This window comes from Georgenia sp. 311 (assembly GCF_006151955.1).
Taxonomy (GTDB): domain Bacteria; phylum Actinomycetota; class Actinomycetes; order Actinomycetales; family Actinomycetaceae; genus Oceanitalea; species Oceanitalea wutianyii.
Map to the genome: position 1 here is coordinate 2,592 of NZ_VDFS01000058.1, position 21,403 is coordinate 23,994.

18 protein-coding genes are annotated in these 21,403 nt (G+C 74.4%); 7 read left to right on the forward strand and 11 right to left on the reverse strand.

Annotated features, from left to right (window positions below; all coding sequences use genetic code 11):
* Positions 1–1,480: phage tail sheath subtilisin-like domain-containing protein (locus FHE66_RS12220; protein WP_139073273.1), on the reverse strand; the 1,480-nt coding region annotated here is incomplete at its 3' end.
* 244 nt (positions 1,481–1,724) lie between these two features.
* Here FHE66_RS12220 and FHE66_RS12225 point away from each other — a divergent pair.
* Positions 1,725–4,220 (forward strand): LuxR family transcriptional regulator, encoded by a 2,496-nt coding sequence (locus tag FHE66_RS12225; protein WP_139073239.1) that lies wholly within the window; start codon positions 1,725–1,727, stop codon positions 4,218–4,220.
* A 53-nt stretch (positions 4,221–4,273) separates the two neighbouring features.
* Positions 4,274–5,167: a PAC2 family protein gene (locus tag FHE66_RS12230; RefSeq protein ID WP_139073240.1), complete on the forward strand. Its 894-nt coding sequence runs from the start codon at positions 4,274–4,276 to the stop codon at positions 5,165–5,167.
* On the opposite strand, the gene FHE66_RS12235 is transcribed toward FHE66_RS12230, so the two are convergent.
* The 4 genes from FHE66_RS12235 to FHE66_RS12250 are packed head-to-tail and all read right to left on the reverse strand — an operon-like array spanning position 5,164 to position 9,495.
* Entirely contained in the window at positions 5,164–6,381 is a 1,218-nt protein-coding gene (locus tag FHE66_RS12235; RefSeq protein ID WP_139073241.1) for a YihY/virulence factor BrkB family protein, read from the reverse strand. The genes FHE66_RS12230 and FHE66_RS12235 overlap by 4 nt on opposite strands.
* 3 nt (positions 6,382–6,384) lie before the next feature.
* Complete coding sequence (gene mshC / locus FHE66_RS12240; protein WP_139073242.1) at positions 6,385–7,653, reverse strand: cysteine--1-D-myo-inosityl 2-amino-2-deoxy-alpha-D-glucopyranoside ligase; 1,269 nt, start codon at positions 7,651–7,653, stop codon at positions 6,385–6,387.
* Positions 7,654–7,670: 17 nt separating this feature from the next.
* Positions 7,671–8,573: a VOC family protein gene (locus tag FHE66_RS12245; protein WP_230976574.1), complete on the reverse strand. Its 903-nt coding sequence runs from the start codon at positions 8,571–8,573 to the stop codon at positions 7,671–7,673.
* Between the two features lie 55 nt (positions 8,574–8,628).
* The gene (locus FHE66_RS12250) at positions 8,629–9,495 is read right to left on the reverse strand and encodes an undecaprenyl-diphosphate phosphatase (RefSeq protein WP_139073243.1); all 867 of its coding nucleotides are present in this window, start codon (positions 9,493–9,495) and stop codon (positions 8,629–8,631) included.
* Between the two features lie 64 nt (positions 9,496–9,559).
* On the opposite strand from FHE66_RS12250, the gene FHE66_RS12255 reads away from it, so the two are divergent.
* Positions 9,560–10,498 (forward strand): aldo/keto reductase, encoded by a 939-nt coding sequence (locus FHE66_RS12255; protein WP_139073244.1) that lies wholly within the window; start codon positions 9,560–9,562, stop codon positions 10,496–10,498.
* A 3-nt stretch (positions 10,499–10,501) separates the two neighbouring features.
* On the opposite strand, the gene FHE66_RS12260 is transcribed toward FHE66_RS12255, so the two are convergent.
* Positions 10,502–10,819: a DNA primase gene (locus tag FHE66_RS12260; protein ID WP_139073245.1), complete on the reverse strand. Its 318-nt coding sequence runs from the start codon at positions 10,817–10,819 to the stop codon at positions 10,502–10,504.
* An 81-nt stretch (positions 10,820–10,900) separates the two neighbouring features.
* Here FHE66_RS12260 and FHE66_RS12265 point away from each other — a divergent pair, with 81 nt between their 5' ends.
* Positions 10,901–11,131: a DUF5703 family protein gene (locus tag FHE66_RS12265; RefSeq protein WP_139073246.1), complete on the forward strand. Its 231-nt coding sequence runs from the start codon at positions 10,901–10,903 to the stop codon at positions 11,129–11,131.
* A 4-nt stretch (positions 11,132–11,135) separates the two neighbouring features.
* Here FHE66_RS12265 and FHE66_RS12270 read toward each other — a convergent pair whose 3' ends face one another.
* From FHE66_RS12270 to FHE66_RS15905, 4 genes are all read right to left on the reverse strand, one after another.
* Positions 11,136–12,467, reverse strand: coding sequence for a M20/M25/M40 family metallo-hydrolase (locus FHE66_RS12270; protein WP_139073247.1), 1,332 nt, complete (start codon positions 12,465–12,467; stop codon positions 11,136–11,138).
* A 20-nt stretch (positions 12,468–12,487) separates the two neighbouring features.
* Positions 12,488–14,140 carry an AarF/ABC1/UbiB kinase family protein gene (locus FHE66_RS12275; RefSeq protein ID WP_139073248.1) on the reverse strand — a complete coding sequence of 551 codons (1,653 nt, stop codon included), beginning with the start codon at positions 14,138–14,140 and terminating at the stop codon, positions 12,488–12,490.
* Between the two features lie 47 nt (positions 14,141–14,187).
* Complete coding sequence (locus tag FHE66_RS12280) at positions 14,188–16,254, reverse strand: M3 family metallopeptidase (protein WP_139073249.1); 2,067 nt, start codon at positions 16,252–16,254, stop codon at positions 14,188–14,190.
* 218 nt (positions 16,255–16,472) lie between these two features.
* Entirely contained in the window at positions 16,473–17,510 is a 1,038-nt protein-coding gene (locus tag FHE66_RS15905; protein ID WP_139073250.1) for a bifunctional GNAT family N-acetyltransferase/nucleoside triphosphate pyrophosphohydrolase family protein, read from the reverse strand.
* Between the two features lie 64 nt (positions 17,511–17,574).
* Between FHE66_RS15905 and FHE66_RS12290 the strand changes: the two genes are divergently transcribed.
* Genes FHE66_RS12290 through FHE66_RS12300 form a run of 3 tightly spaced genes read left to right on the forward strand, consistent with a single transcriptional unit; the run spans position 17,575 to position 20,307 of the window.
* Entirely contained in the window at positions 17,575–18,441 is an 867-nt protein-coding gene (locus FHE66_RS12290; RefSeq protein WP_139073251.1) for an SDR family oxidoreductase, read from the forward strand.
* Positions 18,422–19,582 carry a sorbosone dehydrogenase family protein gene (locus FHE66_RS12295; protein ID WP_176554765.1) on the forward strand — a complete coding sequence of 387 codons (1,161 nt, stop codon included), beginning with the start codon at positions 18,422–18,424 and terminating at the stop codon, positions 19,580–19,582. Before FHE66_RS12290 ends, FHE66_RS12295 begins: the two co-directional genes overlap by 20 nt.
* A 14-nt stretch (positions 19,583–19,596) precedes the next feature.
* Positions 19,597–20,307: a CoA pyrophosphatase gene (locus FHE66_RS12300; RefSeq protein ID WP_168202669.1), complete on the forward strand. Its 711-nt coding sequence runs from the start codon at positions 19,597–19,599 to the stop codon at positions 20,305–20,307.
* Position 20,308: 1 nt separating this feature from the next.
* On the opposite strand, the gene FHE66_RS12305 is transcribed toward FHE66_RS12300, so the two are convergent.
* Entirely contained in the window at positions 20,309–21,346 is a 1,038-nt protein-coding gene (locus FHE66_RS12305; RefSeq protein WP_139073254.1) for an Rv2578c family radical SAM protein, read from the reverse strand.
* Between the last annotated feature and the right edge of the window lie 57 nt (positions 21,347–21,403).

Genomic DNA, 21,403 nt, shown 5'->3' on the forward strand with positions numbered 1-21,403 from the left:
TGCCCGCGGCGATGGACTCCGGCGGGTTGGTCGTCTCGTCGCACTTGACGTAGTACGCCTGGCTCGCCGAGGAGCCGAAGAGCGCTCCGGCCTGCCACAGGCCGTGGAGGTAGCCGCTGAGCGTGCGGGTGACGCCCTCCCACAGGGTGACGTCGTTGGGCTCGAACACCGCCCACTGGGTGCCCTCCATGATCGTGGACTCGACCATGTTGAACAGGCGCCGGACGTTGATGTACTGCCAGTCGGTGTCCGAGGAGAGCGTGCGCCCGCCCCAGACCCGGATGCCACGGGTGCCGAAGGGCCGGATGCAGTTGATGCCGACCGGGTTGAGCAGGCCCTGCTCGTTCTGCGTGATCGGCCGCTCGACGTCGAGCACGCCGCGGATCGTGTCGTTGGCCGGGGCCTTCCACACGCCGCGGGTGTCGTCGGTGCGGGCCCACACGCCGGCCACGTGGCCCGACGGCGGGACGAGCACCTCGGCGTTGCCCTGGGTGCCGGCGGGGTTCTCGACCTTGATCCACGGGTAGTACAGGGTGGCGAACTGCGAGTCGTACATCGCCGTCTCCGAGCGCCACTCGCGCACCTGCTGGGGCGTCATCCCGGGAGGGGCGTCGAGGATCGCCATGCGGTTGGGGTGCTGCTCGCAGTGGGAGATGAGCGTGGTCTGCACGGCCTGCCACAGGCCCAGGTCGAGCGTGCCGTCCTCGCGGGTGGCCGCGGTGACGAGGTCGGGGACGACGACCATCGTCACGTCCTCGGCGATCGCCAGACCGTTGATGCCCGAGCGGCTGGACTCCGAGCCGGCGAAGCGGCGCCCGGTGACGGCGACCGGCTTGGTGGGGGCCTTCTCCAGGGAGAACGTGCCCGCCTTGAGGAGCTCGAGCTGGGTGGAGGTGTCGACGGCGGAGTCGAGCGTGACCTCGACCTTGACCTTCGTCGAGGTCTTGTTGATGACCGTCGCGGCGTCGCGGGGACCCCCGAGGGTGAGGTTCGGGAAGGACTCGACCGCCTCGCCGCCCTCGACGATCGTGATGGTGAACGGGGCCGGACCCTCGTCGTCGGGGGCGGGCTCCTCGTTGCGCACGACGATCTCGATGTCGGCGTCCGGCTCGAGGCTCTCGACGGCGACCGGCAGGCCGAGCGCGCGGTCCGCGGCGGGCAGCGCGGAGCGGGCGGGCTCGCCCGAGGGTGCGCTGTTGGGGACCCGCACGACGTAGGCCATCGTGCCGCCGTTGGCGAAGAAGCCGAACACCGACAGCGGCAGCATGGCGCCGTCGACGAAGCCGCCGTACAGCTCCTCGTACTGGCTCCAGCTCGTGACGAGCCGGGGCGTCAGGCCCTCCGGGTCGTTCGCGTCGTCGAGCGGCGCGCGCTCGGTGAAGCCGACGAAGGCGGCGACGGCTGTCGGGGCCGAGGCCAGCACCTTCTGCGAGGAAGGAACCTCCTCGACGTAGACGCCGGGTGCGGTGTAGGTGGGCACTGGCTCTCCTGCGGGTCTGCTCCGCGGGGCGTTCCGCGGCGAGGGACGGGTGGGGTCGCAGCCGAGCCTAGGAATCGCCGGTCCGCAGCAGCATCGGTAATCGCTACCGAACCTGTCCCGAAGTGCCGTCGGGCTGATCGTGTGCCTCTCGGCAGGCGTTACGATCCGTCACGAGCCGGTGCACGGGCGCGCACACGCCAGCCAACGGGGGCGCGCCGGCCCGCCGACGAAAGGTGGAGTCCTCGTGCCCACGCTTCCTCCGTGGCCGGTCCTGCCCCGCGCCGAGACCGCCGAGCTGCGCGACGCCCTGGACGCGGGGCGCAGCGTCGTCGTCGTCGGGGACGCCGGTGTCGGCAAGAGCGAGCTCGTCTCGGGCGTGCTCGCCGGCCTCGACCGTCCCGTCGTCACCGTCTCCGGCAGGGCCCCCGAGCTCACGCTCGACCAGGTGCACCCGGCGCTCGCGGCGAGCCTGCTCGACGTGCACACCCCGCGGGGTGACGTCGCCCCCCTGCTCCTGCGGGTCGAGGACGCCCACCTGCTCGACCGCGGCACCGCGCACGCCCTGTGCGCCCTCGTCCACCACGGCCGGGCCACCATGGTCGCGACCCTGCGCACCGCGGCCGCCAGCCGCTCCCCCTGGCTCGAGCTGTGGAAGGACGGCGCAGCCGAACGCATCGACGTGCCTGCCTTCTCGGCCCGCCAGGTCGAGCGTCTCCTCGAGACGGCGCTGGGCGGACCGCTCACCACCGACACCTGTCTGCGCATCGTCGCCCGCACCCAGGGCAACGCCTTCCACCTGCGTGAGCTCGTCCGCTCCGAGCTCGCCGCCGGCACCCTGGTGGAGAGCCAGGGCACGTGGGTGGGCGTCGCCGGCGTTCCGCCCGGGCCGCGGGTGCTCGACGTCATGCGCGCCGAGCTCGACCGGCTGGACCCCGTTGTCCGCGAGGGCCTGGAGCTCGTCGCGCTCGCCGACGAGCTGCCGGTGCGGTACCTCGCCGTCCTCCTGCCCGAGCGCGTGCTCGACGACCTCGTCCGCGAGGGACTCGTCGTCACCGACGGGCTCGACAGCGCGACCGGACTGCTCGCGCGGGTGAGCCACCCGATGTACGCCGAGGCGATCCGTGAGCTCGTCCCGCCCGGACGCCGCCGCCGCCTCTACGCGCGGGTGCGGGCGGCGCTGCCGCTGTCCGCCGCGACCACCGGCAGCCCGCTCGGCACGCTGCGCATGGTCACCTGGGCGCTGGAGAGCGGGGTGCGCGAGACCCCGGCGCGGGTGCTCGCCGCGATGCGGGTCGCGTTGGACACCCAGCGCTGGCAGAGCGCGGTGTGGGTGGGCACCGCCGCCCTCGAGTTCGTCGCCGCCGACGACCCGCAGCGGGCGGACGTCCTCCTCCTGCGCGGGGAGGCGTGGCGCCACCTCGACCGGCCGGGGGAGGCGAACGAGGACCTCGCGGCGGTTGCCGCGCTCCTGGCCGGCCCGACCCGCACCCCGCTGCCCCCGATCGTGCGGCTGCGGCTGTCCCAGCAGCTCGCCTACCTCCACCAGTTCCACGAGGACGACGTCGACCAGGCCCTGGCCGACCTCGAGGACGCGCGCCGCCACCTCACCGACGTCGCACCCGAGCACGTGCGCGTCCTGGAGATCGACCGCCTCGCCCACCTCGGCCACGCCGGGCGCTTCGCCGAGTGCCTCGACGCGTCGCTCGAGCTGCTCGACACGACCGACGCGACCGACGTCACCGTCCTGCGTCTGGCCAACCCGGTGGTCCTCGGTCTTGCCCAGACGGGGCGCCTGGAGGAGGCCGTCCGGCTCGGCACGGTCTACGCCCAGCGGGCGGTCACCTACCCCGACCCGGAGCGGCCGTGGCTGTCGGAGGACATCGTCGTCGCGCTGGGAATGGCACTCGCGTGGACCGGCGACGTCGACGCCCTCGCCCGCGTGGTGGGGGGCCCGGAGCAGGCAGCCGACTACTGGATGCGCGAGGCGCTCGCCCAGACCGGGCGCGGCGTGCTCGCCAGCAGCCGGGGCCAGTGGAGCGACGCGCACCGGGACCTGGGGATGGCCGCGGCCCGGTACTCGATCCGCGACACGGTGGGCACGAGCGGCTACATCGTCGCGGCCGCCGCGGTCGCTGCCGCTGCCGCCGGTGACCTCCGCGCGGCCCGGGCGGCGATGACGCGGGCGCTGGCCGTGCCGCTGCGCATCTCGGCATCGGTGGAGCCCGAGATCCGCCTGCTGCTCCTCGACGCGCAGGCGTGGGTCGGGGACCGTCCCGTCCGCCCGGACGCCCTCGAGCTGGCCACGTGGTGCGCCGAGCGGGCCCTGGCACGCACCGAGCTCGAGGCGCTCCACCGCGCCGTCGTCGCCGAGCCGGACTCGCCTCCTCCCCCGGGGGTCCTCGACCGGGTCGTCGAGCTCGGTGCCACGGTCACCGGACCGCGGCCCGCGGCCCTCGTCGCGCACGCCCGCGCCGTCGCCGACGGCGACCGCGACCTCGCCGAGGTGGCCCTGCGGCGCCTCGGCGAGGCAGGGCTCTGGCTGCCGACGGGCTCGCTGCGCGTCGTCCTCACCCGCCGCGAGCGGGAGATCGCGAGCCTCGCCGCCGGCGGGCTCAGCAGCAAGGCGATCGCCGAGCGGTTCACCCTCTCGGTGCGGACGGTCGACAGCCACCTCTCGCGGGTGTTCACCAAGCTCGGCGTGCGCAGCCGCCGCGAGCTCGCGGGCGCGCTGCGCGAGTGACCACCGCCCCGGGCCGCGCGCCTCGCGCGCCGAGACACGCATAGGCTGAGGGGATGACCGACGCGCAGGACCCCAGCACGGCGCCAGACGAGGGCGCAGAGCGCACCCCCGCCATCCTCCTCGCCGCCTTCGAGGGCTGGAACGACGCCGGGTCCGCCGCGAGCCAGGCACTCGAGCTCGTCGCCGAGGCGTGGGGCGCGCAGAGCGTGCACGAGCTGGACCCCCAGGACTTCCACGACTTCCAGGTCAACCGGCCGGTGACGATGCGCGACGAGGACGGCGCCCGCGTCCTCAAGTGGCCGACGACGACGATCTCGGTCACCCGCTCCCCCGTCGCCGGGCGCACCGTGCTGCTCGTCCAGGGCATCGAGCCCTCGTTCCGGTGGCTCGACTTCTGCGACGAGATCCTCGACGTCGCCCAGCAGTGGGACGTCGGCAGCGTCGTGGGCATCGGCGCGCTCCTCGCCGACGTGCCCCACACCCGCCCGGTGCCCTGCCAGGTGACGAGCGACGACCCCGGGGTCCAGGCGCTCCTCGGGGTGGAGGGCTCGGAGTACGAGGGCCCGTCGGGGATCGTCGGCGTCCTCGCCCAGCTCGCCCAGGAGCGCGGCATGCACGCGATGTCGCTCTGGGCAGCGGTCCCGCACTACGTCGCGCAGCCGCCCTCCCCCAAGGCCAGCCTCGCGCTGCTGGGCGGCCTGGAGGAGCTCGTCGGTGAGCCGCTGCCCCTCGGGGAGCTCGTCGAGGAGGCCCGGGCCTGGCAGGCCGGGGTGGACGAGCTCGCCGAGCAGGACCCGGAGGTCGCCGAGTACGTCCAGCAGCTCGAGGAGGCCAAGGACACCGCCGAGCTTCCCGAGGCCACGGGTGAGGCGATCGCCCGCGAGTTCGAGCGCTACCTGCGCCGCCGGGACAACGGCGGGGGCGCCCAGCCTCCCGGCGCACGCTAGGAGAGGACCGTGGCGCGGCCCTCCCGCGCCCGCGCGAGCTCGGCGTTGAGAACCCCGCCGGCGAGCACGACGATGCTGCTCGACCACAGCCACACGACCCCGGCGAGGACGAGTCCGATCGTCTGGGCCGCGGCGGTGACGGCGTCGTCCTGGCCTCCCTGCGCGCCGGGCGGTGACGGCCCCGCCAGCGCGAGGTAGCCGGCGAACCCGACGGCGACGACGACGACGCCCACCGTCCCGGCGACGGCGCCGGGCAGGCAGCGGGTCCACGTCGTGCTGACGTTGGGGCCGTAGCGGTAGAGCACGACGAGGTAGGCCGTCGTCACGGCCGCGAGCACCGGCCACCGGGCCACGGACCACGCGACCTCGAACATGACGCCGAGCCCGAGGCGATCGGCGAGCTCACGGCCGTCCCCGAGGAGCGGGCCGACGACGACGAGCGCGAGCAGGAGGAGGAGGGTGAGGACCGCGCCGAGCGCGAGGGCGATGCCGAGCGCGTACTGCGCGAGGAGGGTGCGCCGCTCGGGCACCCGATAGGCGTCGTCCAGTGCCCGGATCGCGGCGCGGAACATCCTGCTCGCCAACCACAGCGCGAGCAGCAGGCCGCCGACGGCGACCCCCGTGCGCTCCTCGCGCAGCAGCCCCTCGATGAGCGGGGCGAGCACGTCGGTGGCAACCTGCTCGGCGAAGACGGTGGACACCGCCCCGACGAGCGAGTCCTCGAGGCGAGCGACCACCGCCGGCCCGGCGAACCGCTCGAGGAAGCCGAGGCCGGCGCCGAGCGCTGTGAGCAGCGGGACGAGGGAGATGATCGCGTAGTAGGTCATCTCGGCGGCCAGTCCGGTGACGCGCACGTCCGCCGCCCGGCGGGCTGCGCGGACGGCGACGGAGACCACGTCCCCGCGTCCCTCGGCCCAGTCCTGCACCCGGTCGGCGAGGCCCGGCCGCTCCGCGGCGCGGGCACGCACCGGACCCAGCACCCGGTCGTTGACCACCGCGCCCCCGGCGACGAGCAGCACGGCCCCGAGACCGGCGGCGGCGAGGGTGAGCCACGGCCCCGCCCCCGCGTCGAGCAGCGCGAGCCCGGCAAGGCACGCGCCGAGCAGGGCGAGGATGGTGGTGGCCGCCGGGCTCAGCCGGTCACGGACGGGTGGCCACCGCCGAGCGGCCAGGGCGCAGCCCAGCCCGACGAGGACGACGCCGACCGGCAGCACGTCTCAGACGGCGATCCCGAGGAGGGCGTCGACCGTCCGGGCCGCGAGGGCAGGGCCGCGGTCGGCGTCGGCACGCGCCGTGCCGGCGTCGTGCTCGGCGGCGGCCACCCACGCGTCGACGGCGTGGAGCGCGGCGGGGGCGTCGAGGTCGCGGGCGAGCGCGGTGCGCACCTCCTCGAGCAGCCCGGTGGCGTCCGGGCCGTGCTCGGCCGTCATCGCCCGCCGCCAGCGGGCCAGCCGCTCGCTCGCGGTACGCAGCTGGGCACCGGTGTACTCCCAGTTCTCCCGGTAGTGGTGGGCGAGCATGACCAGGCGCACCGCCATCGGGTCGACGCCGGACGCGGTGAGCTGGGAGACGAGGACGAGGTTGCCCAGGGACTTGCTCATCTTCGACCCGGCGTAGGCGACCATGCCGCCGTGCGCGTGGACGGTGACCGGACGCTCGCGTCCGGTGAGCATGCGCAGGTGGGACTCGCTGCACGCGTGGTGCGGGAAGACGAGGTCGCTGCCCCCGCCCTGGACCTCGACGGGCAGGCCGAGGTACTCCGAGGCGATCGTCGCGCACTCGATGTGCCAGCCGGGCCGCCCCTGCCCCAGGGTCCCGCCGTCCCACGAGGGCTCCCCCGGCCGGGCGGTGCGCCACAGCAGCGGGTCGAGCGCCTGGCGCTTGCCCGGCCGGTCCGGGTCACCGCCACGCTCGGCGAAGAACTCGGCCATCTGTGCGGCGGTCAGCCCGGTCTCGGTGGCGAAGAGGTGGTCGGCGGCGACGTCGGCGTAGACGTCCCCGACGCCGTGCCCGCCGGCGTCCGCCTCGGTGATGCGGTACGCGGCGCCGGAGGCGAGGAGGGCCGCGACGGCGTCGACGACGACCGGGATGGACTCCACGGCGCCGACGTAGTGGTCCGGGGGCACCACCCGCAGGGCGGTCATGTCACCGCGGAACAGCTGGGTCTGCTCGGCGGCGAGGTCGCGCCAGTCGACCCCGGTGTCCGCCGCGCGCTCGAGGAGCGGGTCGTCGACGTCGGTGACGTTCTGCACGTAGCGCACCTCGCGGCCGGCGTCGCGCCACGCCCGCACGAGCAGGTCGAAGCCGAGGTAGGTGTTCGCGTGCCCGAGGTGGGTGGAGTCGTAGGGCGTGATGCCGCAGACGTAGAGCGTCGCCAGGCCCTGGGCGGCCGTCCCGACGAGCTCACCGGTCCCCGACTCGGTGAGGCGGATCTCCTGGCCGCGGCCGGGGAGGACTGGGACGTCGGGAGCAGACCAGGAGTGCACGTCCGGAAGCCTAACCGTCAAGCGACGCGCACGCGGACCCTGTTGCGCCAGGGGTCCTCGACCTCGAGCGTGCGCCCGTCGTCGGCGAAGGCCACGCCGCGCGTGCGCAGGCGGTCCGCGAGGGCGCCCAGATCGTCGGCCTCGGGCGCGACGACGTCGACGACGCCCAGGCCGAGGGCCGGCACGCGCGGGCCGGCGCCCGCGCTGTTCCACGTGTTCATCGCCATGTGGTGGTGGTAGCCACCCGCCGCGACGAACAGGGCGCCGGGGATCTCGAGGGTGGCCTCGAAGCCGAGGGTCGCGACGTAGAAGTCGCGCGCCGTCGCCGTGTCCCCGACCTGCAGGTGGACGTGCCCGACGACGGCCGCGTCACCCGTCGCCCCGGTGAGACGTTCCTCGCTGAGGTGGGTCCCGAGGTACTCGTTGGGGTCGAGGACGAGCGTGTCCATCGCCACCTGGCCGCCGTCCCAGCGCCACTGGTCACGGGGGCGGTCGAGGTAGAGCTCGATGCCGTTGCCCTCGGGGTCGGTGAAGTAGAACGCCTCGGAGACGAGGTGGTCGGCGCTGCCGACGAAGCTGCGCGGGGCCAGACGCGCGAGGGAGGCCACGGTCGCGGCCAGGGCGCCGGCGTCCTCGAAGAGGAGTGCGGTGTGGAACAGGCCGGCGTCGCGGCGCGAGCCGCGCGGCAGGCTCGGGTCGTGGCGGAGCACGACGAGCGGCTGGTCCCCGCGCCCGAGGACGGTCTCGACGCCCTGCGCGGACAGCACGGTGAGCGCCAGGCCCTCGACGTAGTAGGTGGTGAGCAGGTCGAGGTCGCCGACGAGCAGCGTCACGGGTCCCATCCGCGTGCCCGCCGTGAGGAGGTCGCGGTCGGCGAGGGCGCGGGCGTCGGTCCCGGGCTGGGTGATGAGGTGCTCCATGCCCCCACCATACTTGAAGCCTCAACCTTTGGCGAGGGGCCCTCGCCCGCCCGGGCTACGACGACGCCGCGGCGGCACCACTCACCGGGTCGAGCACGCCCGACACGACGAGCGCGACGACGACGACGGCCAGGACGATCCGGTAGACGACGAACGGCATGTAGGAGTACGTCGAGACGATCTTGAGGAAGGCGATGATGACGAGGAACCCGACGCCGAACGCGGCGAGCGTGGCGATCGCCGTCACCCCCGCCCCTGGCGCGTCCGGGGTCGGGTCGGCCGTGAAGAGCTGGTAGAAGCCGGAGCCGAACACCGCCGGGATCGCGAGGAGGAAGGAGTAACGGGCAGCCGCCTCCCGGGTGTAGCCGAGCAGCAGGCCCATGGTGATCGTCCCGCCAGAGCGTGAGACGCCCGGGACCAGGGCAAGGGACTGGGCGAGGCCGAAGAGCAGGCCGTCGCGCAGCGTGAGGTCGCCCAGCTCCTTGCGCTTGCGCCCGAAGCGGTCCGCCAGGCCGAGGAGCACGGCGAACACCGCGAGCATCGTCGCCGTGATGTACAGGTGGCGCAGCGAGGTCTCGATCGCGTCCTGGAACAGGAGCCCGAGGACGACGATCGGCACCGAGCCGATGATGATGTACCAGCCCATCCGCGCGTCGGGGTCGGTGCGCGGCACCGTCCCGCGCCAGGGCCCCACCGGCAGGGCGCCGACCCATGCCTTGATGATCCGCCAGATGTCCTTGCGGAAGTACAGCAGGACGGCCGTCTCCGTGCCGAGCTGGGTGATCGCGGTGAAGGCCGCGCCGGGGTCACCTCCCCCAGGCAGCAGCTCCCCCACGATGCGCAGGTGCGCACTGGAGGAGATCGGGAGGAACTCCGTGAGTCCCTGGACCACGCCGAGCACGATTGCTTCCCACCACGTCACGATCGAGCATTCTATGTTCGGGCCCGTTGTCCCGGGGGCGCGCCCACGCCGGTAGCGTGAGGCCATGGAACTTCGCAGGGCGGGCCGCAGCGGGCTGCTCGTCTCGTCGGTCGGCCTGGGCACCATGACGTGGGGCCGGGACACCGACGAGCACGAGGCGGCCGAGCAGCTCTCGGTGTTCCTCGACGCCGGCGGCACCCTCATCGACACCGCCGCCTCCTACGGCGAGGGTGCGGCCGAGGGCCTCCTGGGCAGCCTGCTCGCCGAGGTCGACCGCCGTGACGTCGTCCTGTGCTCCAAGGCCGGCGTGCGCCACGGGCGCTCGGGCAGCCGCCTCGACGCCTCCCGCTCGACGCTGCTCGACACGCTCGACGAGTCCCTCGCCGCGCTCGGCACCGACCACCTCGACCTGTGGCTGGTCCAGGCGCCCGACCCCCACGTCCCGGTCGAGGAGACGCTGTCCGCGCTGCGCCACGCCGTCGCGACCGGGCGCACCCGGTACGTCGGCCTGTCGAACCACCCCGCCTGGTACCAGGGCTACGCCGCCGCGCAGCTCGCACAGGACGCGACCGGCCTCGCGGCCGTCGAGGTGGAGTACTCGCTCCTCGAGCGGTCCGTCGAGCACGAGGTCGTGCCGGCCTCGGACGCGCTCGGCACCGGGCTGCTCGCCTGGTCCCCGCTGGGACGTGGCGTGCTCACCGGCAAGTACCGCAGCACGGTGCCGGCCGACTCCCGCGCCGCCTCCCCGCACCTGCGGGGCTTCGTCGAGCCCTACCTCACCGAGCGCTCGCGCGGGATCGTCGAGTCGGTCGCCACGGCGGCCGCCGGGCTGGACCGCGCGCCCCTCGAGGTGGCCCTCGCGTGGGTGCGCGACGCCCCCGGCGTCACGTCGGCGATCGTCGGCGCACGCACCGCCGCACAGCTGCGCGGGGCGCTGTCGGCCACCGACCTCGAGCTGCCTCCGGCCATCCGCCGGGCGCTCGACGACGTCAGCGCCGGCTGAGGATCACTCCTCGTCGTCGTCGTCCTCGTCCTCGTCGTCGTCCTCGTCGTCCTCGTCGTCGTCCTCGTCGTCGAGGTCGAAGTCCTCGAGCTCCTCGTCGTCGAGGTCGTCCTCGTCGTCGTCCCCGTACGCCTCGAGCGGCACCTCGACCTGGTAGGTCGTGTACAGGGCGTCGTCGTAGCTGAAGAACGCGTCCTCGACGGCGGCGGCGGCGTCCTCGACAGCGACGGCCTCCGCGTCCTGCACGCTGCTCGCGATCTCGAAGTGGGTCTCAAGGGCGGAGATGAAGCGATCGAGTGCGGCGCGCGGGTCGTTGGACATGGGAAGAAGGTATCGCGACTGGTAGGAATGACACAGTCCGCGCGGTACCGCCCCGGCTTGTGGGAGACAATGGGTCACGACATGGTCTGGTACACCGAGAACCCTCCCCGTCCCGGCGTCCGCGGAGCCTCCCAGTACGAGTTCCGGGTGCTGAGCATCCCGTCCTCGACGAGCCGCGCCGACGTCCGCCAGCTCCTCACCGAGCAGGCCGAGTACGGCCGCTGGGAGCTCGCCCGTACCCGCCTGTACATCGGCGGCTCCCGCAAGGTGTGGCTGCGCCGCAAGATCATCCGGGTGCGCAGCACCCTGTGACCGCTCAGGCGGTGCGCAACAGGCGCTCCAGCACACGCACCCCGAAGCGCAGCGCCTCGACCGGCACCCGCTCGTCGACGCCGTGGAACATGCCGGCGAAGTCGAGCGTGGGCGGCAGCTGGAGCGGCGCGAAGCCGTATCCGGTGATGCCGAGCCGCGAGAGCGACTTGTTGTCGGTGCCGCCGGAGAGCATGTAGGGCAGGACGACGGCACCCGGGTCCTCGCCGTCGATCGCCTCGACCATGCGGTCGACGAGGTCCCCCTCGAAGGGAACCTCGAGCGCGACGTCGGCGTGGATGGCCTCGATGCGCACGCCCGGGCCGGCGAGCTCGGTGAGCGTGGCGCGCACGCTCTCCTCCTCCCCCGGCAGGTAGCGCACGTCCACGGCCGCCTCGGCGCTGCCGGGGATGACGTTCGCCTTGTACCCGGCGCTCAGCTGGGTGGGGTTGGCACCCGTGCGCAGGGTCGCGCCGACGAACTTCGACGCCGGGCCGAGGGCGCGCACGAGGCGGTCGATGCCCTCCGGGTCCTGCGGGTCGAACCTCGTGCCGGTGAGGTCCGCGACGCCGGAGAGCAGCTGGCGCACGGTGCCGGTGAGGTGGAGCGGCCAGGAGTGCGCGCCGATCCGGGCGACCGCGCCGGCGAGGCGGGTCACCGCGTTGTCGGTGTTCACCTGCGAGCCGTGCCCCGCCGTGCCGTCGGCGAGCAGCCGGAGCCAGGCGAGCCCCTTCTCCGCGGTCTGCAGGAGGTAGACGCGCCGCCCGTCGATCTCCACCGAGTAGCCGCCGACCTCGCTGATCGCCTCGGTCGCGCCCTCGAAGAGGTCGGGCCGGTGGTCCACGAGCCACCCGGCGCCCTTCGCACCGCCCGCCTCCTCGTCGGCGAAGAACGCGACGACGACGTCGCGCGCCGGCCGCCAGCCCGTGCGGGCCATGTCGCGCACGACCGCGAGGATCATCGCGTCCATGTCCTTCATGTCCACGGCCCCGCGGCCCCAGATCATGCCGTCGCGGACCTCGCCGCCGAACGGGTCGACCTGCCAGTCCTCGGCCTGCGCCGGGACGACGTCGGTGTGGCCGTGGAGCACGAGCGCGGGTCGCGAGCGGTCGGTGCCCTCGATGCGCAGGACGACCGACGCGCGGCCGGGCTCGGACTCGACGAGCTCGGGCTCCCAGCCGACCTCGGTGAGGAGCTCGGCGACGTACTCGGCGGCCGCCCGCTCCCCCGGCCCGGAGCCGTCGCCGTAGTTCGACGTGTCGATCCGGATGAGGCGGCGGCAGATCTCGACGACCTCGTCGGTGGGCGCGGGCACGGGCTGGGACGGGGAGTCGGACATGTGCCGACCCTAACGCGGGGCTAGGCCCCCGGGGTGCGCGGCCGGCGCGGGCGGCTCGTCCACGCGAGATAGGCGCTGCCGAGGGTGAGGCCGGCGCCGCCCCCGGCGACCAGCGGCCCGGCGAACCGTCCGAGGCGGTCACGGTAGGCGACGAGGACGTTCGTGCCCCCGGTGATCATCGCCGCCACGACGAGGGCGGCGACGACCCGGTCCCCGGTGCGCTCGAGGCGGTCGACGAGCGGCTCCAGCTCGCTCGCGCGGATGTTGACGTCGACCCCGCCCATGTCCAGGCGCTGGAGCAGGCGCCGGGCGTACCCCGGCAGGTCGAGCCCGAGCTCGGCGGCCATGAGCGTGGCGTCCCGCACGCGTCCGGCCACCTCCCGGGGGCGCAGCTGCTCGGCGACGAGGCGCCCGGCGTAGCGGTGGAGCACCTCGGTGAGGTCCAGGCCGGGGTCGATGCGGCGCCCGAGGCCGTCGACGATGACGAGCATCCGCAGCAGCCGGACCACCTCGGGCGGCAGTGCCAGCCGGTGGCGGCGGACGATCCCCAGCAGCTCGTCGGCGACGGCGTCGACCTGGATGTCGGCCAGCGCCCGCCCGTCGAACCACCCGGTGAGACGCCCGACGTCGGTCCGCAGCACGCCGCGGTCCAGCCCGCCGCGTGGCGGGGCGATCTCGATGAGCGCCGTCGTCAGCGCCTCGGTGTCCTGGGCGTAGAGCGCGAGGATGAGCCGGGAGAGCTGGCGGCGCATGGGCTTGCCGACCCGCCCGACCATCCCGAAGTCGATGATCCCGATGGTCCCGTCGGGCTCGACGAAGAGGTTGCCGGCGTGCGGATCGGCGTGGAAGAAGCCGTCCTCGAACACCATCCGCATGAGCACCGCGACCGCCCGGTGGGCGAGCTCGGGCCGGTCGATACCGGCCGCGTCGAGGGCGGGGGCGTCGTCGATGCGCAGGCCCGAGAGCTCCTCCATGGTGAGGACCCGGGAGGTGGTGAGCGGCCACTCGACCCACGGCACGTGGACCCCGGGCGTGTCGGCGAGGTTGTGGGCGAACTGCTCGCAGGCACGCGCCTCACCGAGGTAGTCGAGCTCGGCACGCAGCGACCGGGAGAACTCGTCCACGACGCCGACGACGTCGACGTCGGCGAGGGCCTGGCTGCTGCGCGCCAGGTGCCCGGCGAGGTTGCGCATGATCTCGAGGTCGTTGTGGACCTCCTCGACCACCCCGGGCTTGCGGATCTTCACCACGACCCGCCGCCCGTCGTACAGCCGGGCCCGGTGGGCCTGGCCGATCGAGGCGCTGGCGAGCGCGGTGCGGTCGAACCACGCGTAGAGGTCGTCCACCGAGGCGCCGAAGTCCTCCCGCACGGCAGCGTCCATCTCCTCGAAGGGCACGGGCGCCGTGCCGTCGGTGAGCCGGGCGAAGGCGTCGCAGTACGCCTGCGGGAAGAGGTCGGGGCGGGTGGAGATGAGCTGGCCGAGCTTGATGAACGTCGTCCCGAGCTCCTCGAAGGTCTCGACGAGGAGCTCGGGACGGAGGTCGTCACCGGAGAGGGCGCCGGAGCCGTGCGGGAGCCAGCGCCCCAGGCCGGCACGCACGCCGACCGCGTGCAAGCCGTGGCGGGCGAGGACCTGGGCGATCTGGCGATACCGCTGGAGCTGCCCGGCCATGCCGTCACGCTACCCCGCGGGCAGCACCCCCACCACGGCCTCGCGCCTCAGCCGGTGAGACCGCGCCGCACGAGGAGCGGACGGATGTCGGCGTCGCGGCCGCGCAGCTCCCGGTAGAAGTCCAGCGGGTCGGCGCTGTGCCCGCGCGAGAGGAGCACCTCACGGAAGCGCTGCCCGGCGGCGCGGCCGGGGCGCCCGTCCTCCTCCTTCGGAGCATCGGTGGAGAACCACTCGACCGTGTCGGCGTCGAGCACCTCGCTCCAGATGTAGGAGTAGTAGCCAGCGTCGTAGCCGCCGCCGAAGGTGTGGTTGAAGTACGTCGAGCGGTAGCGCGGCGGCACGAGCGGGTGGGCGATCCCGGCCTGCTCCAGCGCGCGGGCGGAGAAGTCCTCGACGTCCTCGGCCGAGGTGGGCAGGTCGTGCGGCCCGACCTGGTGCCACGCCTGGTCCAGCAGCGCGGCGCCGAGGTACTCGGTGGTCGCGAAGCCCTCGCCGTACTGGGCCGAGCCGAGCAGGGCGGTGAGCAGCTCCTCGGGCAGCGGCTCGCCCGTCTCGTGGTGACGGGCGTAGCGGGCCAGGACCTCCGGGTCACGCGCCCACATCTCGTTGACCTGCGAGGGGTACTCGACGAAGTCGCGCGGCACGTTCGCCCCAGACAGGGACGGGTATCGCACGTTCGAGAACAGGCCGTGCAGGGCGTGGCCGAACTCGTGGAAGGCCGTGATGACCTCGTCCCAGGTGAGCAGGGTCGGCTCGCCCGGCGCGGGCCGGGTGAGGTTGAGGTTGTTGACGACGACCGGCCGCTGCCCCAGGAGGTGGGACTGGTCGACGAGGTTGTGCATCCAAGCGCCGCCGTGCTTGCCCTCGCGCGCGTAGTAGTCGCCGACGAACAGCCCGAGCGGGGTGCCGTCCTCCTCCGCGACCTCCCACACGCGCACGCCGTCGGCGTACCCGGCGAGCTCGGGCCGCTCGGTGAGCGTGATGCCGTAGAGGCGGCGAGCGGCGTGGAAGACCCCGTCGCGCAGCACCCGCTCGAGCTCGAGGTAGGGGCGCAGCACGGAGTCGTCGATGCTGAAGCGCTCCTGGCGCACCTTCTCCGCGAGGTAGGACCAGTCCCAGGCCTCGATCGGGCCGCCGTGGACCTCGGCGAGGTCGGTGGCCTCGGCCTGCGCGTTGGCGACGGCGGGCGCCGCGAGGCGGCCGAGCATCTCGTTGACGGCCGCCGTCGTGCCGGCCGTGCCGTCCTCGGCGACGTAGGCGGCGTGGTGCTCGTAGCCGAGCAGCCGGGCGCGCTCGGCGCGCAGCCGGGCGATCTCGAGCAGGGTGGCGCGGGTGTCGCTCTCGGCGTCGACGCCGGTGCCCCGCATGACCGAGGCGGTGTACAGCTCGCGGCGCAGCTCCCGGTCGGTGAGCTGGGCGAGCAGCGCCTGCTGGGAGGGCAGCTGGAGGGTGATGAGGTAGCCGTCGGTGCCGCGGTCGGTCGCCGCCTGGGCGAGCCCGGCGACGGTGTCCTCGCTCAGCCCGGTGAGGCGCTCCGCGTCGCGCAGGTGGAGGGCGCCGGCGTCGAGCGCCTTGACCACGCGCTGGGCGAACTCGGTCTCCAGCACGGTGAGGCGGGAGTTGAGCGAGCGCAGCTGCTCCTGCTTCTCGTCGCCCAGCCGGACGCCCGCGCGGACGAAGTCCTTGCGGTAGGTGTGCAGCAGCCAGGCGGTCTCCCCGTCGAGGTCCTGCTCGGCGAGGGCCTCGAGCCGGGCGAAGATGCGCCGGTCGAGGTAGAGCGCGTCGCGGTGGGCCGAGCGGAGCGGGGCGAGCTCGGCCTCGAGCGCACGCAGCGCGTCGTCGGCGCGGGAGGAGGTGTAGGTGTCCAGGACGGCGGTCGCCCGGCGCAGCAGGCCACCCGAGCGCTCGAGGGCCTCGAGGGTGTTGGCGACGTCCGGTGCCGCCGGGTCGGTGGCGATGGCCTCCCACTCGGCGCGCTGCTCGGCGAGGCCGGCGAGCATCGCCGGGCGCAGGTGCTCGTGCCGGATCGCGGCGAAGTCGGGCAGCTCGTAGGGCAGGGTCGAGGGCGCCGCGAAGGGGTTGTCCGCGGTCAGGGTGGGGACGTCCGGAGTCATGGGCCCATTCTTCACCCGCCGCCGACCTCCCCTGGCCCAGATCCCGTCGCGGTGCGTCCTCCGCCTTGTCAGGGTGGCCGCGCGCCGGAACCTGCCACGACGTGCGTCCGGGCGGGCCCGGAGAGCGCTTCCGCCCGGCGTGTCGTCCGCGTGTCGCCCGGTTGGTGGCAGCTTTCGCGCGACGGCCGCCCGCGGACAGCGCGCCGGCCCGCGCGCGCTCAGCGCTGGGCGCGGGCGAGCACGGCGGCGACGTCGGGGGCGCGGTACGCCTCGCCCTTGAGCACCTTGCCGTCCTCGCGGAGCAGCGCGGCGCCGTCCGGGCCGAGCTTGGAGAGGTTCGCCGCGTGGACCTCGGCGAGCACGGCGGGCAGCGGGATTCCGCACTCCTGGGCCATGCCGTACAGGACGTAAACGAGGTCGGCGAGCGCGTCGGCGGCGGCGACGGTGTCCCGCGCGCCGTCGTCGGCGGCCACCGCGCGGGTGAAGCCGGCGGCGACCGCCTCCCCCGCCGTCTCGCCGTACACGGCCGTGACGAGCTCGGCGAGCTCCTCCGCCACGAGTGCCATGCGCAGGTGGACGCGCTCCCGGTCCACCGAGGGCGCGTCGCGGGCGACCGGCACGCCGAAGTGCTCGTGGAACTGCCGGACGAGCGCGTCGGGGTCGCGGCCCGTGACGTCTGCGGGCACGACGCCGGTGACCGGGTCCGGTCCGTCCCACGGGGTCGCCGGCTCGCGCGGGTCGTCGCGCAGGAGCGTGCCGATCCACTGGTCGACGCGCTTTGCGCCGTGCACCCCGTCCCCGCGGACCTGCCCCTCGCGGCGGAACCCGTGGCGCCACACCACCCGCCAGGAGGGCCAGTTGCCCACGTGGGCGCGCCACTCCACGCGCTCCATCCCGAGCGGGCCGAAGGCGGCGTCGAGCACGAGCCCGACGGCGCGGGTGGTCAGCCCGGCGCCGCGGGCCTCCGGTGCGGTCCAGTACCCGATCTCCCCGCTCCCCGCGGAGCGGGAGACGCCCACCATGCCGACCAGTCGCCCGCCGCGGCGCATCGCCCACGTGAAGTTGTCGCCCCGCGCCCAGCCGCCGGCGACGAACCCGTCGACGAAGTCCACCGCGTCCTGGCGCCCGTAGGGCGAGGGCACGATGGTCCACCGCTGGACCTCGGGGTCCTGGCAGACCTCGGTCACGCGGTCGACGTCCTCGGGGGTGGGGACGCTGAGGGTGAGGTCCCCGTCGTGCAGGGTGAACGGCTCCATGGCCGGGCAGCGTACGGCACCGCTCCGGATGCGCGATCCGTCGCCCGCCCGAAGGATGGATCGCATGGACATCGACACCGACGCCATGAAGGACTTCCCCAGGCAGAGCCAGCAGTGGCCCGGCCGGACGGACCAGCTCGACCCGGTGCCCGACCACGGCGAGACGAGCTACGTCGGCCGCGGCCGCCTCGAGGGCAAGCGTGCCCTCATCACCGGCGGCGACTCCGGCATCGGCCGGGCGACGGCGATCGCCTTCGCCAAGGAGGGCGCCGACGTCGCGATCTCCTACCTCGAGGTTGAGCAGGACGACGCCGAGGAGACGCGCCGGCACGTCGAGGCCGCCGGGCGCCGCTGCGTGCTCGTCCCCACCGACCAGCGCACCGAGGAGGCGAACATCGCCCTCGCCCGGGCCGCCGTCGAGGGCCTCGGCGGGATCGACGTCCTGGTGAACAACTCGGGCTTCCAGATGGCGCAGGACTCCCTCGCCGACGTCAGCGACGCCCAGCTGCGCCAGACCTTCGAGACGAACGTCTTCCCCGTCTTCTGGCTGACCAGGGCGCTGCTCGAGGACCTGGCGCCCGGCTCGAGCGTCATCAACTGCACCTCGATCCAGGCCTTCCAGCCCTCCGACACCCTGCTGGACTACGCGTCGACCAAGGCGGCGATCAACAACGCCACCGTCAACCTCGCCTCCGACCTCGGCCCGAAGGGGATCCGCGTCAACGCGGTGGCGCCGGGCCCGATCTGGACCCCGCTGCAGCCGTCCACCAAGCCGGCCGAGTCGCTGGAGTCCTTCGGGGCGGACACCCCGCTCGGGCGGGCCGGGCACCCGGTCGAGGTCGCCCCGGCCTTCGTCTTCCTCGCCAGCGACGACGCGAGCTACGTCTCGGGCACGGTCCTCGGTGTCACCGGTGGCAAGCCCGTCTTCTGACGCGTTCCGCAGGGCGAGGACGACGACGGCAGGGCTCCTCGCCGTCGTCGTCCTCGCCGCGTGCGGCGCCGGGCCGGACGAGACACCCGCGCCGACACCGCCCGCCACGGGGACGGCCGCGACGCGCGAGCCGACGGCCGCGCCCACGGCGAGCCCGAGCACCGCAGCGCCGCGGGAGCCGGAGGTCGTCGCCACCGGCCTCGACGTCCCCTGGGGCCTGGCCTTCCTGCCCGACGGCTCGGCGCTCGTCACCGAGCGGCGCACCGCCCGGGTGCTCCACCTCGTGCCCGGCGAGGAGCCGCGCGAGCTCGCCACAGTGGCCGGCGTCGACGCGGACGACGAGTCGGGCCTCCTCGGCATCGCCGTCTCCCCCGGCTTCGCCGGCAACGGCCGCGTCTTCGTCTACCTCACGACCGCCACCGACAACCGGGTGCTGCGCATGGTGCTCGAGGGTGAGGAGCTGCGGCCCGACGTCGTCGTCCTCGAGGGCATCCCGCGCGAGACCTACCACTCCGGTGGGCGGATCGAGTTCGGGCCGGACGGTCACCTCTACGTCGCGACCGGCGACGCCGCCCAGCCCTCGACGTCCCAGGACCCGGACTCGCTCGGGGGCAAGATCCTGCGGGTCGACGAGGACGGCGCGCCCGCGCCCGGGAACCCGCAGGAGGGCTCGCCCGTGTGGTCGCTCGGGCACCGCAACGTCCAGGGGCTGGGGTGGGACGCCGACGGTCGGATGTTCGCCTCGGAGTTCGGGCAGGACACGTGGGACGAGCTCAACGCCGTCGAGCCGGGCGCCAACTACGGGTGGCCGCAGGTCGAGGGTGACGGCGGCGACGCGCGGTTCACCGACCCGCTCGTCACCTGGCGCCCGGCCGACGCCTCCCCGAGCGGGCTCGCGGTGACCGACGACGCCGTCTGGGTCGCCGCCCTGCGCGGGGAGTCGCTGTGGCGGGTGCCGCTCGACGGCGGGGAGCCGACGCGGCTCCTCGAGGGCGAGTACGGCCGCCTGCGCACCGTCGCGGTGGCCCCGGACGGGCGGCTGTGGATCCTCACCTCCAACACCTTCCGCGGGAACCCCGGCCCGGCGGACGACCAGGTCCTCGCCGTCGACGAGGCGTGGCTCACCGGGCGGCCGCGGTGACCTATGGTGACGCCGTGGACCGGGATCAGGCGACGGCGCGCGCGGACCTCGACCGGCTCGTCGCACGGGCCGCCGCGGGTGGGCTCGGGCCCCCCGCCGAGGTGCACCGGTTCGACCCGCGGACGCAGGGCGACTACCGGCCCGCCGCGGTCCTCCTCCTCTTCACCCCGACGACGGCGCCCGGCTCCGGCTTCCCGGGTCTGGACCTGTTCCTCGTCCAGCGCTCGCCGCTGCTGCGCCACCACCCCGGCCAGATCGCCCTCCCGGGCGGCCGCGCCGACGCGCAGGACGCCGGCCCCGCGCAGACCGCGCTGCGCGAGGCGCACGAGGAGATCGGCCTCGCCGCCGACCGGGTCGAGGTCCTCGGGCTGCTGGCGCCGGTCGCCGTGCCGATCAGCCGGTTCGTCGTCACGCCCGTCGTCGGGTGGTGCGGCGACGCGACCGGGCAGGACGACGTCGAGCCCGGGGAGGTGCTCCACACCCTGCGCCTGCCCGTCGGCGGGCTGCTCGACCCCGCGTGCCGCGCGACCGTGACGATCCGCGGTCACGGCAGCGCGGGGTTCGCCGTGAGCGGCGGGTGGGTCTGGGGGTTCACCGGCAACCTGCTCGACGGAGTCTTCGACGAGCTCGGCTGGACGCGGCCGTGGGACCGCGGGCGCCGCTACCGGATGTCGCTCGCCGAGGCGCGCGGGGAGACCCTGCCCCCGCTCACCGCCGACGCCTGAGTCAGAAGAGCGCCGCCTGGGCGGGCGGCGCGGGCGCCGGCGCTGCGGGCTCGGCGGGGGCGCTGTCGTCCGGCAGGCGTAGGGCCGAGGGTCGGTCCAGCCCGTGCGCGCGCAGGAGCGGCCGGGCCCGTTCGGCGAGCCAGGTGCGGTACTCGGTGGGGACGTAGGAGCCGCGGCCGTACAGCCGCCGATAGTCGGCGACGAGCGCGGGCCGGTGCTGCCGGAGCCACTGGAGGTACCAGTCCCGCACCCCGGGGCGCAGGTGCGCGGCGAAGACGGTGGCCGACGTCGCCCCGGCGTCCGCGACGGCGCCGAGGAGCGCGTCGAGGTGCTCGCGCGAGTCGGTGAGCCAGGGCAGGACGGGCGCGACCATGACGTGGCACTCCAGGCCGGCGTCGCGGATCGCGCGGACGAGGTCGAGGCGGGCGCGCGGGGTCGGGGTGCCGGGCTCGACGAGCTGCTGGAGCTCCTCGTCGGCGAAGGCGAGGGAGACCCCGAGGGACACCGGCACCTGGCCGGCGGCCTCGCGCAGGAGCGGGAGGTCACGGCGCAGGAGGGTGCCCTTGGTGAGGATCGAGAGCGGTGTCCCGGACTCCGCGAGGGCCTGGATGATCCCGGGCATGAGGCGGTAGCGGCCCTCGGCCCGCTGGTAGGGGTCGGTGTTCGTGCCCAGCGCCACCTGCTCGCGGGCCCACGACGGCTTGGCCAGCTCCCGGCGCAGCACCTCCGCGGCGTTGACCTTGACGATGATCTGGGAGTCGAAGTCCGCGCCGGTGTCGAGGTCGAGGTACCGGTGGGTGGCGCGGGCGAAGCAGTAGACGCAGGCGTGGCTGCACCCGCGGAACGGGTTGACCGTCCAGCGGAACGGCATCCGCGAGCCCTCGGGCACGCGGTTGAGGACCGAGCGCGCGGCCACCTCGTGGAAGGTGATGCCGGCGAACTCCGGCGTGCGCACGGTGCGCAGCAGCCCGGCCATCCGCCGCAGCCCGGGCAGCGCCGCGCCGTCGTCCTCCGTGATGTCCTGCCCGTCCCACCGCACCCGTCAAGTCGAACACGCGTTCGACGGTCGGTCAAGCACCCACGCCCCACCCACCGA

Excerpts from the sequence above, each read along its gene's own strand:
- FHE66_RS12245 (WP_230976574.1), bottom strand. The coding sequence starts at position 8,573 with ATGGAGCACCTCATCACCCAGCCCGGGACCGACGCCCGCGCCCTCGCC.
- FHE66_RS12260 (WP_139073245.1), bottom strand. The coding sequence starts at position 10,819 with ATGTCCAACGACCCGCGCGCCGCACTCGATCGCTTCATCTCCGCCCTT.
- FHE66_RS12275 (WP_139073248.1), bottom strand. The coding sequence starts at position 14,140 with ATGGCCGGGCAGCTCCAGCGGTATCGCCAGATCGCCCAGGTCCTCGCC.
- FHE66_RS12270 (WP_139073247.1), bottom strand. The coding sequence starts at position 12,467 with ATGTCCGACTCCCCGTCCCAGCCCGTGCCCGCGCCCACCGACGAGGTC.
- FHE66_RS12230 (WP_139073240.1), top strand. The coding sequence starts at position 4,274 with ATGACCGACGCGCAGGACCCCAGCACGGCGCCAGACGAGGGCGCAGAG.
- FHE66_RS12290 (WP_139073251.1), top strand. The coding sequence starts at position 17,575 with ATGGACATCGACACCGACGCCATGAAGGACTTCCCCAGGCAGAGCCAG.
- FHE66_RS12265 (WP_139073246.1), top strand. The coding sequence starts at position 10,901 with ATGGTCTGGTACACCGAGAACCCTCCCCGTCCCGGCGTCCGCGGAGCC.
- FHE66_RS12255 (WP_139073244.1), top strand. The coding sequence starts at position 9,560 with ATGGAACTTCGCAGGGCGGGCCGCAGCGGGCTGCTCGTCTCGTCGGTC.
- FHE66_RS12280 (WP_139073249.1), bottom strand. The coding sequence starts at position 16,254 with ATGACTCCGGACGTCCCCACCCTGACCGCGGACAACCCCTTCGCGGCG.
- FHE66_RS15905 (WP_139073250.1), bottom strand. The coding sequence starts at position 17,510 with ATGGAGCCGTTCACCCTGCACGACGGGGACCTCACCCTCAGCGTCCCC.